Origin of the sequence: Candidatus Pelagibacter sp. RS39, assembly GCF_002101315.1 — a bacterium.
Classification (GTDB): Bacteria; Pseudomonadota; Alphaproteobacteria; order Pelagibacterales; family Pelagibacteraceae; genus Pelagibacter.
On record NZ_CP020777.1, the window covers coordinates 1,029,139 to 1,047,350 of the forward strand.

At 30.1% G+C, this 18,212-nt stretch carries 15 protein-coding genes; 9 read left to right on the forward strand and 6 right to left on the reverse strand.

What is annotated here, in order from left to right; genetic code table 11:
* Positions 1-50: 50 nt before the first annotated feature.
* Both dnaG and B5L73_RS05525 read right to left on the reverse strand, forming a co-directional pair.
* A complete protein-coding gene (gene dnaG / locus B5L73_RS05520; RefSeq protein WP_085149012.1) occupies positions 51-1,826 on the reverse strand; it encodes a DNA primase in 1,776 nt (591 codons plus the stop codon).
* Positions 1,826-2,287 (reverse strand): GatB/YqeY domain-containing protein, encoded by a 462-nt coding sequence (locus tag B5L73_RS05525; protein ID WP_085149015.1) that lies wholly within the window; start codon positions 2,285-2,287, stop codon positions 1,826-1,828. Before B5L73_RS05525 ends, dnaG begins: the two co-directional genes overlap by 1 nt.
* A 126-nt stretch (positions 2,288-2,413) precedes the next feature.
* Here B5L73_RS05525 and carA point away from each other — a divergent pair, with 126 nt between their 5' ends.
* Together carA and carB are read left to right on the forward strand one after the other, a co-directional pair.
* On the forward strand, positions 2,414-3,607 hold the full coding sequence (gene carA / locus B5L73_RS05530; RefSeq protein ID WP_085149018.1) for a glutamine-hydrolyzing carbamoyl-phosphate synthase small subunit: 1,194 nt from the start codon (positions 2,414-2,416) through the stop codon (positions 3,605-3,607).
* Complete coding sequence (gene carB, locus B5L73_RS05535) at positions 3,585-6,809, forward strand: carbamoyl-phosphate synthase large subunit (RefSeq protein WP_085149021.1); 3,225 nt, start codon at positions 3,585-3,587, stop codon at positions 6,807-6,809. The genes carA and carB overlap by 23 nt, the downstream gene beginning before the upstream one ends.
* Here carB and B5L73_RS05540 read toward each other — a convergent pair.
* Both B5L73_RS05540 and B5L73_RS05545 read right to left on the reverse strand, forming a co-directional pair.
* Positions 6,806-7,468, reverse strand: a complete 663-nt coding sequence (locus B5L73_RS05540) for a hypothetical protein (protein WP_085149024.1) — start codon at positions 7,466-7,468, stop codon at positions 6,806-6,808. The two genes, carB and B5L73_RS05540, sit on opposite strands and share 4 nt — an antisense overlap.
* Positions 7,455-8,405, reverse strand: a complete 951-nt coding sequence (locus B5L73_RS05545; RefSeq protein ID WP_085149027.1) for a mitochondrial fission ELM1 family protein — start codon at positions 8,403-8,405, stop codon at positions 7,455-7,457. The genes B5L73_RS05540 and B5L73_RS05545 overlap by 14 nt, the downstream gene beginning before the upstream one ends.
* Before the next feature lie 21 nt (positions 8,406-8,426).
* Here B5L73_RS05545 and trxB point away from each other — a divergent pair, with 21 nt between their 5' ends.
* Together trxB and B5L73_RS05555 are read left to right on the forward strand one after the other, a co-directional pair.
* Complete coding sequence (gene trxB, locus B5L73_RS05550; RefSeq protein ID WP_085149030.1) at positions 8,427-9,371, forward strand: thioredoxin-disulfide reductase; 945 nt, start codon at positions 8,427-8,429, stop codon at positions 9,369-9,371.
* 1 nt (position 9,372) lies between these two features.
* Positions 9,373-10,320, forward strand: coding sequence for an ADP-ribosylglycohydrolase family protein (locus B5L73_RS05555; RefSeq protein ID WP_085149033.1), 948 nt, complete (start codon positions 9,373-9,375; stop codon positions 10,318-10,320).
* On the opposite strand, the gene B5L73_RS05560 is transcribed toward B5L73_RS05555, so the two are convergent.
* On the reverse strand, positions 10,321-11,511 hold the full coding sequence (locus B5L73_RS05560) for a pyridoxal phosphate-dependent aminotransferase (RefSeq protein WP_085149036.1): 1,191 nt from the start codon (positions 11,509-11,511) through the stop codon (positions 10,321-10,323).
* A gap of 36 nt (positions 11,512-11,547) precedes the next feature.
* Between B5L73_RS05560 and uvrB the strand changes: the two genes are divergently transcribed.
* From uvrB to pgsA, 5 genes are read left to right on the forward strand one after another with little or no spacing between them, the layout of a single operon-like run.
* Positions 11,548-13,722: an excinuclease ABC subunit UvrB gene (uvrB, locus tag B5L73_RS05565; RefSeq protein WP_085149039.1), complete on the forward strand. Its 2,175-nt coding sequence runs from the start codon at positions 11,548-11,550 to the stop codon at positions 13,720-13,722.
* Positions 13,704-14,459: an SDR family oxidoreductase gene (locus B5L73_RS05570; RefSeq protein WP_085149042.1), complete on the forward strand. Its 756-nt coding sequence runs from the start codon at positions 13,704-13,706 to the stop codon at positions 14,457-14,459. The genes uvrB and B5L73_RS05570 overlap by 19 nt, the downstream gene beginning before the upstream one ends.
* On the forward strand, positions 14,456-14,881 hold the full coding sequence (locus B5L73_RS05575) for a dihydroneopterin aldolase (RefSeq protein WP_085149047.1): 426 nt from the start codon (positions 14,456-14,458) through the stop codon (positions 14,879-14,881). The genes B5L73_RS05570 and B5L73_RS05575 overlap by 4 nt, the downstream gene beginning before the upstream one ends.
* Complete coding sequence (gene uvrC, locus B5L73_RS05580; protein WP_085149049.1) at positions 14,868-16,703, forward strand: excinuclease ABC subunit UvrC; 1,836 nt, start codon at positions 14,868-14,870, stop codon at positions 16,701-16,703. The genes B5L73_RS05575 and uvrC overlap by 14 nt, the downstream gene beginning before the upstream one ends.
* 8 nt (positions 16,704-16,711) lie before the next feature.
* Positions 16,712-17,296 carry a CDP-diacylglycerol--glycerol-3-phosphate 3-phosphatidyltransferase gene (gene pgsA, locus B5L73_RS05585; RefSeq protein WP_085149052.1) on the forward strand — a complete coding sequence of 195 codons (585 nt, stop codon included), beginning with the start codon at positions 16,712-16,714 and terminating at the stop codon, positions 17,294-17,296.
* Here pgsA and B5L73_RS05590 read toward each other — a convergent pair.
* Positions 17,293-18,174 carry a branched-chain amino acid aminotransferase gene (locus B5L73_RS05590; protein WP_085149055.1) on the reverse strand — a complete coding sequence of 294 codons (882 nt, stop codon included), beginning with the start codon at positions 18,172-18,174 and terminating at the stop codon, positions 17,293-17,295. The two genes, pgsA and B5L73_RS05590, sit on opposite strands and share 4 nt — an antisense overlap.
* Positions 18,175-18,212: the final 38 nt, after the last annotated feature.

An 18,212-nucleotide genomic window follows, 5' to 3' on the forward strand; every position in this document is an offset into this window, starting at 1 on the left:
AGACTTATATAATATCAAATTAACAAAAATCCATTGCTAATTTATTCAGATTAGTTGATTTTTCTCTCGTTTTTAAGCTCTTTTAGCTGGTTAAAAGTCGTTTCACTTAAATCTTCTGAAAACCTCGATTCTAATTCTCGGATTCTTAATTCCAAATCATGATTAAATAAATCTTTCGAAATATCATCCAGTAGCTCCATCACTTGACTATCATTTTTAGGTTTATTTTTTAGAATATGTTTAATTGGTGCGAACTTATTTATCTTATCTAACAATTGTTTATCAATATTAAGTTTTTCAATATCAATAGTTTCATTTGATTTTAATTTATTAATTGCCGAACTGAATATTTGTTTATTAATATCTGAGAATAATTTGATATTTTCTACTAAATGAATATTTGACTGAAAAAGAGATAAGTTATTTAAGAACAAATATAATAAAGAAAATTCTTTTAACTCAACAGCAGTAATTCCCTTACTTTCATTATAAAGTTTTTTTGTTGATTCAAGAGATCTTGTTTTCTTAACAGAAAACTTATTCTTATTTTGATTAAAATGAGGTGTTAATTCTGCAATTTTATCTAAAAAAAATTCAAGAACATATTTTTTAATAAAATTATCTTTAATTGTATTTGCTATGGATCTTAGTTTTTTTTCAAATATTGCCATAGAAGATGGATTATTTTCAGTTTGTTTTTTATAATGACTGAAAATAAATTGGTGAATTGGCAATTTGTTCTGTTTCGTAAAATCTAAAAAATAGTTTTTACCATTTTTATTTACAAAACTATCAGGATCCTCTTTATCTGGTAAAAATAAAAAAGATATTTGTTTTTCAGGTTTCAAATCTTTAATAGAATTTTCTGCTGCTCTTAAAGCAGCTTTATAGCCACTCTCATCTCCATCGAAACAGATTATAATGTCATCAAAGAACTGATTTAATGTTAAAATTTGTTTATCAGTTAAAGAAGTACCAAGATTTGCAACAACGTTTTCAACTCCATTTTTACTTAAACCAACTACATCCATATAACCTTCAACTAAAAAAATATGATCTAACTTATTAGATAATTTTCTTGCTAGGTCTAAATTATATAAGTTTGAACCCTTTTTGAAAAAATTTGTCTCTGGTGAATTAATATATTTTGCTAAATAATCTAAGTTTTCAATTATTCTACCACCCAAAGCGATTGGCTGTCCTGAAATATTGTTTATCGGAAATATCAATCTCCCTTTGAATCTCTCTACACATTTTTTTTTCTTTTCATCAAAATAAAATAAACCACTTTCTAATAAAGTTTTTTCACCAAATTTTTTTTTAAGTTCATCAAAAAAACTTGGATTTTTTTCAACAAAACCAATTTTAAATTTTTTAACTTCATTTTTACTTAATGATCTATTCTTTAAATAATCTCTGGCGTTTGAGAGTTTTTCATTTTTTAATAGCTGATCATGATAATAATCAACATATTTACTATAAATTGATAAATACTCCTTCCAACTTTTTTCTCTCTCTTCATCTTGTTTTGTAAATAGATATGGTTGCATTCCTGCAATATTAGCAAGATATTTTACTGCTTCTCCAAACCTTAAGTTTTGAGTTTTCATAACAAAATCGAAAATATTTCCATGCTCTGAAGTTGCGAAGCAATGATAAAATTCTTTTTCATCATTAACTGTAAAAGAAGGGGTTTTCTCATTTTTAAAAGGTGATAGTCCAACAAACTCCTTTCCTCTTTTTTTTAAAGCTACAACTTTTGAAACAACGCTAGAAACTTTAAGACGAGTTTTAATTTCATCTAAATATTCTTTTGGATATTTCATTATTTATTTAACATCTGTTTTAACAAGGCGCCAGCTTTTGAAAAATCAATTTCATCAGCATGCTTTTTTTTTAATTCACCCATTACTTTTCCCATGTCTTTAATAGAGCTTGCGCCTAATTTAGATATAGTTTCCTCGCATATCTTTTTAGTATCTTCGTCATTCAATTGTTTAGGTAAAAAACTTGATAGAATATTAAATTCGTTTTGCTCAATTTCTAGAAGATCAGAGCGATTATTTTTTTTATAAATTTCAATTGATTCGGTTCTTTGTTTAATCATTTTTTTTAATAATTTTTTTATATCTTCATCATCTGTCTCTTTTTTGTTAGGGCCGGACCTGTTTGAGATATCGAGATCCTTAATTGATGATAAAATTAACCTATAAGTTGAGATTTTTATTTTATCTTTAGATTTTAAAGCATTTTTATATTCAGTTTCAATTGTTACTTTTAACGACATAATTTTTTAATCTACTTTAAAGAAAAAATTCTTCAAAAGAAAAATTGTTTTTTTACAATTTTATAATACATCTCTGTTGCGATAATAAATCAATTATTGTATTAACCTTTAACTTATGAGTTGTAATTGACCAAAAAAGTAAAAAAAGCTCACTTAAAAAATTATCAAAAAAATACAGGTATTTTAGTCTTAGAAAACAAAAAGATTTTTAGAGGTATTGGAATTGGATACCAGGGAGAGGCGACTGGTGAGGTTTGCTTTAATACCTCATTAACTGGATACCAAGAAATAATATCAGATCCATCTTATGCTGGACAAATAATAAACTTTACCTTTCCTCACATTGGAAATGTAGGAACAAATAAAGAAGATTTCGAATCTGATAGAATTTGGACTAAAGGAGTTATTTTTAATTCTGAGATTACATCGCCATCAAATTATAGATCATTTCAACATTTAGATACTTGGTTAAAAAAAAATAAGATAGTTGGAATTACTGGACTTGATACAAGAAGTTTAACGAATTTTATAAGAGACAAAGGTGCTCCAAAAGGAACCATAGCTTACTCAAATAAAAGTAAATTTCATATTAACAAACTTATTAATTCTACGATTAAATGGAGTGGTCTAAAAAATTTAGATCTAGCAGAAAAAGTTACCACGCAAAAAGATTATGTTTGGAAAGGACTAAAAACTTGGAGAAAAGAACATGGCTATAGAAAAAATAATCAAAATTCATTTCATGTGGTGGCCATAGATTATGGAATAAAAAAAAATATTTTGAGATATTTTTCTGATTTTAAATGTAAAGTTACTGTAGTTTCTTGCAAAACATCTGCAGAAAAAATTTTATCTCTTAAACCTAATGGTGTTTTCTTATCTAATGGACCTGGAGATCCAGCTGCAACAGGAAAATACGCAATTCAGATAATTCAAAATCTTATTAAAAAAAAAATACCATTATTTGGTATCTGCCTTGGTCATCAGATACTCGCACTTGCATTGGGTGGTAAAACAAAAAAAATGAAATTAGGTCATAGAGGAGCAAATCACCCAGTTAAAAATTTAATTAGTGAAAATGTCGAAATCACTAGCCAAAATCATGGTTTTGAAGTTGTAAGAGAAAACTTACCAAAAAATATTCAGATTACTCATAAATCATTGTTCGATAATAGTATCGAGGGAATAAGATTAAAGAATAATCCTGTATTCTCAGTTCAATATCACCCAGAATCAAACCCAGGACCACAAGACAGTGTCTATTTATTCCAGGAATTTATTAACAACATGAAAAAAAATGCCAAAAAGAAAAGATCTTAAAAAAATTTTAGTTGTAGGTGCTGGACCAATTATTATTGGTCAAGCTTGTGAATTTGATTATTCAGGAACCCAAGCTTGTAAGGCATTGAAAGATGAAGGTTATAAAGTTGTATTAATTAACTCAAATCCAGCAACAATTATGACAGATCCGGATGTTGCTGATAAAACCTACATTGAGCCTATTACTTTAGATGTTTTAGAAAAGATTCTCAAAAAAGAAAAACCAGATGCAATTCTCCCAACAATGGGTGGCCAGACTGCTCTTAACCTTGCAATGGAAGCAGAAAAAAAAGGGATTTTAAAGAAATATAAAATTGAATTAATTGGCGCAAATTCAAAAGCTATATCCAATGCAGAAGATAGGAAAAAATTTAGAAAAAACATGATTGATATTGGTTTAGATCTCCCAAAATCAGAGATCGTAAGCAATATTAATCAAGCATCAAAAGTTTTGAATAAAATTGGTTTGCCAGCAATAATAAGGCCAGCTTTTACGCTTGGAGGTTTAGGAGGAGGAATAGCAAAAAGTAAAAAAGATTACGTAAAAATTATCAAAAATGGGTTGTATGAGTCTCCAGTGAGCCAAGTGCTTGTGGAAGAGTGTTTAGAAGGTTGGAAAGAATTTGAAATGGAGGTTGTAAGGGATAAAAAAGATAATTGTATAATTATTTGTTCAATAGAAAATGTAGATCCAATGGGAATACACACGGGGGACTCGGTTACAGTTGCTCCTGCATTGACATTAACTGACAAAGAATATCAAGTAATGCGTAATGCTTCTATTGCGTGTTTGAGAAAAATTGGAGTTGAGACAGGTGGTTCAAATGTTCAATTTGCAATAAATCCCAAAAATGGGCGAATGGTAATAATTGAGATGAACCCTAGAGTATCAAGATCATCAGCCCTTGCATCAAAAGCAACTGGATTTCCCATTGCTAAAGTTGCTGCAAAACTTGCGGTTGGATACACGTTGGATGAATTAAAAAATGAGATTACCAAAGTTACTCCAGCATCATTTGAACCAAGTATAGATTATGTAGTAACCAAAATTCCAAGATTTACTTTTGAAAAATTTTCAACTTCTCCGGCAATTCTAGGAACATCAATGAAATCAGTAGGGGAAGCAATGGCAATTGGAAGAAACTTTAAAGAGTCACTTCAAAAAGCATTGGTTTCTCTTGAGACTGGTTTCTCAGGATTAGACAGAATATTTAATCTTAATAAAAAACAAATTGAAAAAAAACTGAAAGAAAATATTCCAAATAAAATCTTACTTGTTGCTGAAGCGATGAGGAAAAAAATCAAGCTTAAAAAAATTTATAATTTATCAAAAATTGATCCGTGGTTTTTAAACCAAATTAAAGAAATAATAGAAAATGAAATTAGAATCAAAAATAATGGATTACCTAAAAATTTTGATGATTTTAACCAAATAAAATCGATAGGATTTTCAGATAAAAAACTTTCTGAGCTGTCAAATTTATCTGAGGATATTGTGAGAAAAAAAAGAACTGCACTTAAAATTTTGCCAGTGTTTAAAAAAGTTGATACTTGTGCTGCAGAATTCAAATCCTTTACGCCATACATGTACTCAACATATCAAAGAAATTTCTCAATAAATTCAGAGTGTGAAGCTGACCCGTCTGTTAAGAAAAAAATTATAATATTAGGTGGAGGGCCTAATAGAATAGGACAAGGAATAGAATTTGATTATTGCTGTTGTCAAGCAAGTTTTGCGTTAAAAGCTGTTGGTTTTGAGACTATAATGGTTAATTGTAATCCTGAGACTGTTTCAACAGATTATGACACCAGTGATAGATTATATTTTGAGCCTTTAAAAGAAGAATATGTTTTCAATATTATAAAGAGAGAGAAAGATAAAGGGAATTTAGTCGGTATCATTACGCAATTTGGTGGTCAAACTCCAATTAAATTAGCCAAATTTTTACATGATAATAATCTTCCAATTTTAGGAACTCAATACTCATCCATAGATCTAGCAGAAGATAGAGATAGATTTAGAAAACTTTTAGAAAAATTAAATTTGAATCAAGCTGAAAGTGGAATTGCAAAAAATTTTCAACAAGCAATTAAGATATCTGAAAAAATAGGTTTACCCTTAATGGTAAGACCCTCTTATGTTCTTGGAGGAAGGGCGATGGAAATTGTTTATGAAAAAAGTCAGCTTAAAAATTTTGTCGAGGAAGCTTTTAAAGCTGCAGAAAAAAATCCAATTCTTATAGATAAATTTATTGATCATGCGATGGAGGTTGATGTTGATGCTATATCTGATGGTAAAGAAGTGCATGTAGCTGGAATAATGCAACATATTGAGGAAGCAGGAATTCATTCTGGCGACTCTGCTTGCAGCTTACCACCTGTTTCCATAAAACCTTTTTTAATAAAAGAAATTGAAAAGCAAACAAAAAATTTAGCTATAGCACTTCAAGTAAAAGGTTTCATGAATGTTCAATATGCAATAAAGAAAGATGAAATTTTTGTTATTGAAGTAAACCCAAGAGCTAGTCGGACTGTGCCCTTTGTCTCAAAAGCTAAAGGAATACCGTTGGCAAAGATAGCTTCGAGAGTTATGGCCGGTGAGAAACTTTCAAAATTTAATTTAAAAGATAAATCTAAAGGAATGTTTGCTGTAAAAGAGGCTGTTTTTCCGTTTAATAAATTTCCTAATAGTGATTTATTATTAGGTCCAGAAATGAAATCAACTGGAGAAGTGATGGGATTCGACAAAAATTTTGGGATGGCATACGCAAAAAGCCAGATAGCATCCTCTAATTCGTTACCTACAAGAGGTCTAGCTTTTTTATCATTAAAAGACTCTCATAAAGATGAGGGAATAGCACTTGCAAAAGAACTTTTAAAACTAAAGTTCCGTTTGTGTGCCACAAAAGGAACTGCTGAATATATTCAAAAACATGGCATGAGTTGTAAAATTATTAATAAAGTAAGCAGTGGATCACCTCATATCGTTGATGTGCTTGACTCCAAAAAAATAGCTTTAGTAATTAATACTGGTGGTGGCAACACAGAACACAGATTAAACGATGCTATTGCTTTAAGAAGAGCAACTCTTAAAAATAAAGTGCCCTACTGCACGAATATGTCAACAGCACTTGCATGTATTGAGGGTATTAAATCACTTAAAACGAAAAAATTGGAGGTCACGTCTCTTCAAAATATTTAATCAACTTTCCAATCAGTTTCAAATGTAACATAGTTGACTTGAATACATCTTCTTTCTTTAACAATTTTTTTCTTTTCCATACCGTGCCATGTATTTGGACCACTTGTAAATAAATAACCATAATTATGCTTGTAGGGAACTGTTTTAACTTTTTCTAATTTTTCATTATAAAAATCAGTTCCCAATTCCTCTGATTCATTTGCATTATTTATAAAAATAAGTCCTGACATTAATTTTTCTTTAATGTCACAATGTGGCTTTAGCCAAAAACCTTCACGATCACATATAACTTCAAGTCTGACATATGAGCCTGATAAATCTTTATTAATCATTTTGGAGATAGTTTCGCATGTCTCTTTAGATTGAAGTTCATTAATAAATTTTACTAAATTTGGAAATTGGGAAGCATTTTCTTTTGTAACAAAACATCTAAATTTTATTGCCTTACCACCTGAAGCTATGCCTTCTCTAAATTCGGCGGCACCGCCATCTATTGCTCTTGTGCCATCGTAATTAAGATTATGTTTACTTACATCAGGAATATCCGCACCTTCTATTTCTTTAATAGCGTCTTCGCTTAAAGCATTATTATATTCCCAGTGATTAAATGGGAATTCATACTTTTTTGAGTTTTTCAATATAGAATTAAGAAAAGTCATAATCTTTAAATTGTTTCTCTATATATCCCGATATTCTATGAGTTTCATTAAGTTTTTTATAATTCCATTCTTCCACTCTGTCCTCTAAGTTTTTAATAATATCTAGGGATTTAAAAAGCTCAAAAAATTTTTTGAAGCGAATATTTTTTTTAATAGCTGGCATTTGAGCCACATATATTGGTCTTCCTGACATAGCTGCTTCAGATATCATAGATGTAGAGTCACAAGTTACAATTATATGATTAGCTAGTTTAAGTGATGACAAATAAGCTTTCTTATCAATATCTTGAATTATAATTTGGTTATCATCAAAAAAATTTTGGGCTTTATCAATAATTCTTTGTGGTGTTCTCATTGAGGGTATAAAAATTAGTTGATAACCTTGATTGATAAAATTTTTTTTAGTTTTAACAAAAATTTTATCAATTATTTTATCATTAAAATCATAATACTTATTTGGGCCACCGGCAATAAACGTTATTACTTTTTCTTTTTTAATTCGAGGTTTTAGATAATCAATATTTTCGTCTAACTCTTTTTCAGTGAGATAATGAATTGCTCCTTTGGTTTTTAGAACATTTATACCCTGAAGACCATCATGCTCTGGTGCAATAACAAAATCAAAATTATTTAATGATACTTTTGGATCCTGAATATGGATGTTCATTATTTTACTTCCAAATTTTTTTTTTAAAAAGATTGATGGAACTACACTTTTTCTTCCACATGAAATTACTACATTAAATTTTTTTGATATATCATTTTTGAAAACAAAATCTTTTACTGGTGTCAGTTTTGGAGGAATCATTTTCCAAAAATTATTTAGTTCAATTTTTTCGTGTATAAATTCAAGATTGAGAGCTTTAGCAAGCCCCTCAACTTGACTAATCATGCCATGCATTCCCTCGGTCAATAATAAACCTTTTAATTTAGTCATTTATCACTATATAGCTTTCATATGAGTCAAAATCCAACTAAACACACAAAAGTGTTAATAATTGGGTCTGGTCCTGCTGGATACACTGCTGCAGTTTATGCGGCAAGAGCAATGTTAAATCCGATTTTAGTTTACGGATCAGAGCCAGGAGGCCAACTAACTACAACAACAGATGTTGAAAACTTTCCTGGATTTGCTGATGTAATTCAGGGTCCATGGCTTATGGATCAAATGAAAGAGCAAGCAAAAACAGTTGGTACAGAAATGATTGAAGATCATATTAGTTCAGTAAATTTAAAAACAACACCTTTTGAGGCTGTAGGTGACACTGGTCAAAAATATACTGCTGATAGTATAATAATTTCCACAGGTGCCCAAGCTAGATGGTTAAATATTAAATCCGAACAAGAGTTTAGGGGATTTGGTGTATCAGCGTGTGCAACATGTGATGGTTTTTTCTTTAAAGATAAAGAAGTTGCTGTTGTAGGTGGAGGTAATGCGGCTGTTGAAGAAGCAATGTTTCTTACAAAATTTGCTTCAAAAGTAAAATTAATTCACAGAAGAGATAGTTTGAGAGCTGAAAAAATGCTTCAAAAAAAACTCATGGAAAATAAAAAAATTGAAATCATTTGGGATACAGTCGTTGAGGATGTAATTGGAGATAAAGATCCAAAAAATGTAAAAGGAATAAAAGTCAAAAATGTAAAAACAAATAAGATTGATGAAATAAAATTAGATGGTGTCTTCATTGCTATTGGTCATGACCCTGCAACTAAATTATTTAAAGATCAACTTAGCATGGATAATGAGGGTTATTTAATAACAAAACCAGATTCAACAGAAACTAATGTGCCAGGTGTTTATGCAGCCGGAGATGTTAAGGATAAAACATTTAGGCAAGCGGTAACTGCTGCTGGTATGGGATGTATGGCGGCACTAGAGGCTGAAAAGTTTTTATCTCATTGAAGTGAAAAATAATCTCCATGTATTCTTAGGTGCCACAGTTGCAGATGCAGCAGCCAGGCCGTTACATTGGGTATATAATCAAAAAAAATTAAGTATTTATATTAATGGAAAAAAAGACTTTTCTTTCTTAAAAAAAAACAGAAGTCCTTTCTACAATATAAAAACTGGAAAAGTCTCTGGTTACAATGAAATTGGTCAAGTGATGTTTAATACACTACTGGAGGGACACGAAAATATAGAGAAACGTTTCAAAAAAAATATTCTTAAAGACTTTGGCCCTGGAAGTAAATATTGGAAAAATTTGAAACTGAGATCTAAATATAAAAAAGTCAAAGACTGGCGCGGTATGATTAAGGGGCCATGGATACATCAAAATATTATTGAGACGGTAAAAAACATTAAATTAAAAAAGAGGATTTCTGGTGGTATAAAAGTAAATGAGTCAGATGGTTTTTGTGCTACTCTTCCATATTTTCTCTATGGCTTTGATTTTAAAAGTTTAGAAAAAATTTTCAAAATTGTAACAGTTTCAAAAATAAGTTTTAAATATGCTCTAGCAAAATTTTATTTAATAGATTTTGCATTAAAGGGAGCTAAAGACCCAATCAAAGAATTCATTAAAAAATTCAACAGAAATCCTTTTTTTAAGAAAATTGTTGATGACATTAAAAAAATAAGAAAATTTAAATCAAAGTTTAATCCAGCCACCATAAAGAAATTGGGTATGGCTTGTAGCTATCCAGGAACTTTTAATAGCTCAATATATACAATCATCAATTCAAAAAATTATAAAGATGCTATTTTAAAAACGATAAAAGCTGGTGGGTGCAATTGTTCTAGAGCAAATTTTACTGGAGCATACTTTGCAGCTTTAAAAGGTTCAAATTCTATTCCAAATAACTGGATTAAAAAAACAATTCCAGCAAAAAAGGTTTTAAATCAAAAATAATTATTTGTTTAAGGCTTCACAGAAAGATTTAATTCTTAGCATTGCTTTTTTTAAATTTTTCATCGATGTAGCATAAGAAATTCTAAAATAACCATCTAAGCCAAAAGCAGAACCTTGAACAACGGCAACATTTTGTTTTTCAAGTAATCTTTGAACAAAATCAGTATCAGTTTTAAGTTTTGTTTTTTTATTTAATAGCCTTTTACAGCTTGGAAATACGTAAAATGCTCCATTTGGAGTTAAACAACTTATACCTTTTATACTATTAAGGCTTTTAACAACAAAGTTTCTTCTATCTTTAAACGCTTTAGCTCTTGTTTTTATAAATCCTTGTTTTCCATTTAATGCCTCAACAGCTGCTGCTTGACTTATTGAAGACGGATTTGAAGTTGACTGTGATTGAATTTTTCTAATAGCTTTTATTATTTCCTTTGGACCAGCAGCATAGCCTATTCTCCATCCCGTCATAGCATATGATTTACTTACTCCATTCATTGTAAGAGTCCTATCTTTTAATTTAGAAACTTGAGCAATTGTAAAAAAATTAAAATTATCATACCTAACATGTTCATAAATATCGTCACTTAAAATAAAAATTTTTTTATTTCTTATTAAAATTTTAGCTAAATCATAAATCTCTTTTTTTGAATACCCTGCTCCTGTTGGATTAGATGGGGAATTCAAAATAATCCATTTAGTTTTTTTAGTTATTACTTTTTTTAACTTTTTTGGAGTAAGTTTAAAACCTTCCTGCTCAGTGCATTTAATTATTTTTGGTTTTCCTCCAGCTAACAAAACCATATCTGGATATGATACCCAAAAAGGTGCTGGTATAATTACTTCATCACCTTTATTAAGAGTAGCCATAAAAGCATTATAAAGAACTTGTTTTCCTCCTGTACCAACAGTTATTTGTTCCATAGAGTAGTTTAGTTTATTTTCTCTCTTAAATTTCTTGATAATAGCTTTTTTAAGCTCTGGTGTGCCATCAACGGCAGTATATTTTGTGTCACCCCTTTTAATAGCTTTGATTGCAGCTTTTTTTATATTTTCTGGTGTGTCGAAATCTGGCTCTCCTGCTCCTAAACCTATTACATCTTTTCCAGCTGCTCTTAATTCTCTAGCTTTCTGAGTAACAGCAATAGTTGGTGATGGCTTAATTCTTTTTAAACTGGCTGATATTATGCTCATTGAAATATAAATTAATTCTACTACGTTCTTTAATATATGGAAAATACATATCAAGATTTAATTACAGATATTCAGAGTAAAAACCCAAAAATCAGTGGAAAACTTGAAGGTGGTAAAAAATTTAAAATCAAATCCGATTTTAAACCAGCAGGTGATCAACCAGAGGCCATAAAAAAATTAGTTAATGGTGCAAATAAAGAGGAATTTAATCAAGTATTACTTGGTGTGACTGGGTCTGGAAAAACTTTTACAATGGCAAAAGTAATAGAAGCCACAAATAGACCAGCCTTAATTCTTGCTCCAAACAAAACTCTCGCAGCTCAACTTTATGGAGAGATGAAGACATTCTTTCCTGATAATGCTGTTGAATATTTTGTATCTTATTATGATTACTATACCCCTGAAGCTTATGTACCTAGATCGGACACATACATAGAAAAAGAGGCATCAATTAATGAACAAATAGACAGGATGAGACATTCGGCAACAAGATCTCTTTTGGAAAGAGATGATGTTTTAATTGTAGCCAGTGTATCGTGTATTTATGGTTTAGGCTCTGTTGAGGCTTATAGCAAAATGACCCTAACACTCCAAAAAAACTATGATTATAACAGAGAACAAATAATTAAATCTTTAGTTGCGTTACAATACAAAAGAAATGACCAAAATTTTTATAGAGGTACTTTCAGAGCTCGTGGCGAATATTTAGAAATCTTTCCATCTCATTTAGAAGATAGAGCATGGCGATTAAGCTTATTTGGTGATAAACTAGAAAAAATCGAGGAATTTGATCCACTAACAGGTGACCAAGTAAGAGAATTAAACTTGGTAAAAGTTTACGCAAATAGTCATTACATAACTCCTAAACCAACTATAGAACAGGCAATTTTGAATATAAGAAAAGAATTAGAAATTACTCTTAAAAAACATAAAGCAGAAAATAAATTACTAGAGGCACAAAGATTAGAGGAAAGAACTAAATTTGATCTTGAAATGATTGAGGCAACTGGTTCATGTGCAGGAATTGAAAATTATTCAAGATTTTTGTCTGGAAGAAAACCAGGAGAGCCACCGCCTACTCTTTTTGAATATTTTCCTGATAATACATTAATCTTTGTAGATGAATGTCATGTCACTGTTCCTCAGCTTAATGGAATGTACAAAGGTGATAGATCAAGGAAAAGTACTTTGGCTGAATATGGATTTAGACTTCCGTCTTGTATGGATAATAGACCACTAAAATTTGAGGAATGGGATCTAATGCGAACACAAACTGTATTTGTTTCAGCGACACCAGGACCTTGGGAATTAGAGCAAACTAAAGGTAAATTTATTGATCAAGTTATCAGACCTACGGGATTAATTGATCCCCCAGTGGAAATCAGACCAGCTAAAAATCAAGTTGATGACTTAATGCATGAATGTAAAAAAGTTATAGAAAATAATCATAGAGTATTAGTAACTACACTTACAAAAAAAATGGCTGAAGATCTTACAGAATATCTTCATGAAAATGGCATTAAAGTTAGATACCTGCATTCAGATATAGATACCTTAGAGAGAATTGAAATAATGAGAGATTTAAGAATGGGAGTGTTTGACGTTTTAGTTGGAATAAATCTTTTAAGAGAAGGTTTAGATATACCTGAATGCGCATTAGTTGGCATTTTAGATGCTGACAAAGAAGGTTTTTTAAGATCTGAAACTTCCTTGATCCAAACTATTGGAAGGGCAGCAAGAAATGTAGAGGGTAAGGTGATTTTATATGCTGATAAAGAGACAAAGAGTATTAAAAAAGCAATTAAAGAAACTGAGAGAAGAAGAAAAATCCAGCTCGATTATAATAAAAAACATAAAATAGATGCTAAGTCAGTGAAAAAAGAAATCAGTGATATTTTAGAAAGTGTCTATGAAAAAGACTATGTAAAAATAAGTGAGGGATCTAACGTTGGTGGTAACTTAAAAAAACACCTCAAGGCTCTCGATAAGAAGATGAAGGAAGCTGCTTCAAACCTTGAATTTGAAGAGGCGGCAAAAATAAGAGATGAAATAAGAAAATTGGAAAGCACAGAATTAGAAATAACGTTAAATCCTAAAATAAGACAGTATGATGTTAAAAATAAACTTTATCCAAAAGGAAGATCAACAATGGGTATGCCTGGAACAAAGGTAACTAAAAAAAGAGATAAAAAATGGAAGCACGGAAAATAATCATTACTGGTGGTGCTACTAGAGTTGGTGCTGCAATAGCTGAGAAATTATCTGGTCCTAACGTAGAAATTACGATTCATTATAATAAATCAAAGTCAAAAGCTGAAATCTTAAAAAATAGATTAGAAAAATTTGGAACAAAAATTTATTTAGTAAGTGGTGATTTAAGTAAAGAGAGGGATATTTATAAAATAATAAAATTCTCAAAGTCAAAAATGAAATTTTTTGACTGTTTAGTAAATAATGCTTCATTGTTTGAAAATGATAAATTGAATAATTTTACCTCAAAAAGCTGGGAAAAACATATTTCAACAAACTTAAAAGCCCCTGCTCTTTTATCAAAAGAATTTTCAAAAAATATTCGAGGGAAAAATAACAATATAATAAATATCGTTGACCAAAGAGTATTTAAACTAACTCCATATTTTTTTTCATATACCTTAAGCAAAACCGGTTTATATACTTTGACCAAAACTAGTGCGATGAGCTTATCACCAAACATAAGGGTTAATGGTATAGCTCCTGGACCAACAATTAAAAATAAAAGACAATCAGAAAAACACTTTAAAAGTCAGTATTTAGCGACTCCGCTTAAAAAACAAGTTGATGTAATTGAGATTTGTAACGCAGTTGACTTTTTTTTAAAAAACAGATCTATTACCGGACAGGTTATAGCTATAGATAGTGGTCAAAGTTTAAACTGGCAAACACCAGACATAATAAAAGGGAAAGAATGAAAAAAAATAATCTTAAAATTGTAAAGATTGATAAGTCTAAAAATCTATTTAATTATGAAAAAAAAATACTTATTAATGAACTTATTTTGGATTTAAAACTAGGTTATTATGATTTTGAAAAAGAAAAACCTCAAAAAGTAAAATTTAGTCTTGAAATTGATTATCAAGATAAAAAGCCTTCAAATGATAAGGACATTAAATCTATTGTAAATTATAGTACAATTGTAAAACTTATTACAAAACTGGTTAAAAAAAAGCATTACAATTTCCTAGAAACTTTAGCAGAATCTGTTTTTGATGAATTATTCAAAGATAAAAGGATTGCAAAAATAATGCTTAAAATTGAGAAAATGGAGATTTTAAAAGAATGTTCATCAGTTGGTATTCAAATTACCAAAAAAAGAAGTCATGATAAGTTCTGAAACCGGAAAAGAAGTAATAAAAAAAGAACTACCTTTAATTCCTAAACTGCCAGGTGTTTACAGAATGCTTAACGAAAAAGGTGATATCCTTTATGTTGGAAAAGCAAAAAATTTACCTAACAGACTTAAAAGCTATGTTGTGGAGAAAAATCATATAATAAGGACTGAAAGAATGTTGTCTCAAACAAGAAAGCTTGAGATAACAACTACTTCAAATGAGAGCGAAGCATTATTACTTGAAGCTAATTTAATCAAAAAATATAAACCAAAATTTAATATCCTTCTAAGAGATGATAAATCTTTTCCATTCATTTTTATTGGAAATAAAGATCAATGGCCACAAATTAAAAGACACAGAGGGAAGAAAACAAAAGAAGGATTTTATTTTGGACCATTTGCATCAGCTGGTTCAGCTAATTGGACTATAAAGATGATACAAAAAATTTTTCACTTAAGAGTTTGCGATGATACTGTTTTTAAAAATAGACAACGTCCATGTATTTTATATCAAATTAAAAGATGCTCAGGTCCATGTGTAGGTTATATAGAAAAAGATGAATATAAAAAAACTGTGGATGACGCAATAGAATTTGTTTCTGGAAAATCAAGAAAGATACAAAAAAATCTTTCAGAACTAATGGAAAAAGCAAGTGAAAATTTAGATTTTGAAAAAGCAGTAATCTTAAGAGATCGAATAAAATCTTTAAATATTATTCAATCGTCTCAAAGAATTAATGAAGCAAATTTAATTGAGGCAGACGTAATTGCTGGGTATAAAGAGTCTGGAAAAACATGTATTCAAGTTTTTTTTTATCGATCAAAGCAAAACTGGGGAAATCAAGCTTTTTTTCCAAAACACGATCCTGATGAAAAACTTAGTGATATATTAAACTCATTTGTTTCTCAATTTTATGAAAACAAAAGTGTACCCTCATCAATAATACTATCAGAAGAAATAAAGGAAAAAATTTTAGTCGAGAAAACTCTTTCTCAAAAAGAGGAAAAGCAAATTAACATTTCAGTTGCCAAAAAAGGCTCAAAGTTAAAAGTTATTCATCAAGCAATTAAAAATGCCAAAGATAGTTTAAATAGAAAGCTTTATGAGAGTCAAAATAATAAAGAACTATTTGATTCAGTAGCAAGCAAATTTAATCTTGAGACAAGTATTAATCTTATAGAGGTTTATGACAATAGTCATATTCAGGGAACAAATAGTGTCGGAGCTTTAATTGCTTATGGCGATGAGGGATTTATTAAAAAGAGATACAGAAAATTTAATATCAAACTTAAACAAAATGAACAAGATGACTATGGGATGATGCGAGAAGTGTTAAATAGAAGATTCAAGAGAGCTATCCAAGAAAAAGATAATTACCTCACTTTTCCTGACTTAGTGCTCGTTGATGGTGGAAAAGGTCAGTACTCGGTCGCTAGAGAAACTTTAAATGAACTAGGACTTCATGATTTACCAATTATAGCGATGGCTAAGGGGAAGTTAAGAAATAGTGGAAATGAAACCTTTTTTCATAATGGCAAAGAGTTTAAATTTGAAAAAAATGACCCCACTCTTTTCTTTCTACAAAGAATAAGAGATGAATCTCATAGATTTGCTATTAGTGCTCATAGAGCTAAAAGAAAAAAAGGAATAAGCAAGTCATTGTTAGATCAGATTGAAGGTATTGGTTCTATTAGAAAAAGAGCTTTATTAAATCATTTTGGTTCAGCACGGGCTGTTGAGTCTGCTAGTCTTGATGAGATAAAATCAGTTGAGGGTGTTGAGGCAAAAGTTGCAAAAAAGATATATAACTTTTTTCATGAATAAAAAAAAATATGCTTAAAAAAATACCAAATATTTTGACTATTGGAAGGATATTAATTGTTCCTTTTTTTGTATTGTCTTTTTACTTGCCTGGATTTTACGGGGATTTAACAGCTTTAATTTTATTTATAGTTGCATCTTTCACAGATTTTTTAGATGGAATGTTAGCCAGATTTCTTGGGGAAGAGTCAAAGCTTGGGGAATTACTAGATCCAATAGCAGATAAGATTATTGTTGCAACTGCTCTTATACTTTTGGTAATGGATGGCACTATTAGAAATTATGAAGTAATAGCTGCGATCATTATCTTAACTCGAGAAATATTGATTTCAGGATTAAGAGAATTTTTAGCTAAAGGAAAAATTAAATTACCAGTTTCAAATTTAGCAAAATTGAAAACTATATTACAAATGGTTTCTATAGCTCTTTTGTTGTCAGGTGAAACTGGAAATAAAATTATTAATTTTCAAGACTATAATGCCCAAACTATTGGCATGATTCTCCTATGGCTTTCGGCTGCTTTAACTCTTTTCACTGGTTATGAATATATGCGAAAGGGAATTGATCACGCAATTTCAGAGGATAGCAAAGATTAGGCTGCTTTCTTTTTTCTAACTAGTTGCTGATAACTTTCGTTTAAACCAATTATTAAATCACAAACTTTAAATTCATTATCAGCAATACACGACACAGGAGTCACTTCTGCTGCAGTCCCTGTTAAAAAACATCCAACAAAATCCTGTAATTCTTTAGGATTAATTTTTCTTTCATTAACTTTGATATTTTTAGATTTTGCAATTTCAATTACTGTTCTTCTTGTAATTCCGTCCAGAAAAGAATCTGGAACAGGTGTATGAAGCTCACCATTCTTATCTTTGAAAAAAATATTTGCCCCAGTTGCCTCAGCAATATTACCTTCATGATCTAACATTAAAGAGTCTGTATAACCATTTTTTTCAGCTTCATGTTTTGAAAGTGTACATATCATATATAGACCTGAAGCTTTTGTATCCCATGGAATTGTATTGGGAGCTGGCCTCCTCCAATTTGAAATATTCAATTTAATTCCCTCAACTTTTAATTTTGGGTCAAAATACGAACCCCATTCCCAGGTCGCAATTGCAACATGAATTTTTGTTTGTTGAGCAGAGATTGCCATCATTTCACTTCCTCTCCAGGCTACTGGTCTCACGTACCCATTTTCAACTTTTTGATTTTTTATTATAGAATTTGAAGCAGCGTTAATTTCCGCTTCAGAATAAGGTATTTCGAATCCCATTCGCCTTGCTGAGTAAAAAAATCTTGAAGTATGCTCCTCTAGTTTAAAGATTGAGCCATCATAAACTCTTTCTCCTTCAAAAACACAGCTAGCATAATGTAATCCATGACTTAAAACATGCACTTTAACATCTGACCAATCTACTAATTCGTCATTGTACCATATTTTACCAGATCTTTTATCGTAAGGTATCATGTATGAAATATAAAATTATTACTGAAAAATATCTATGT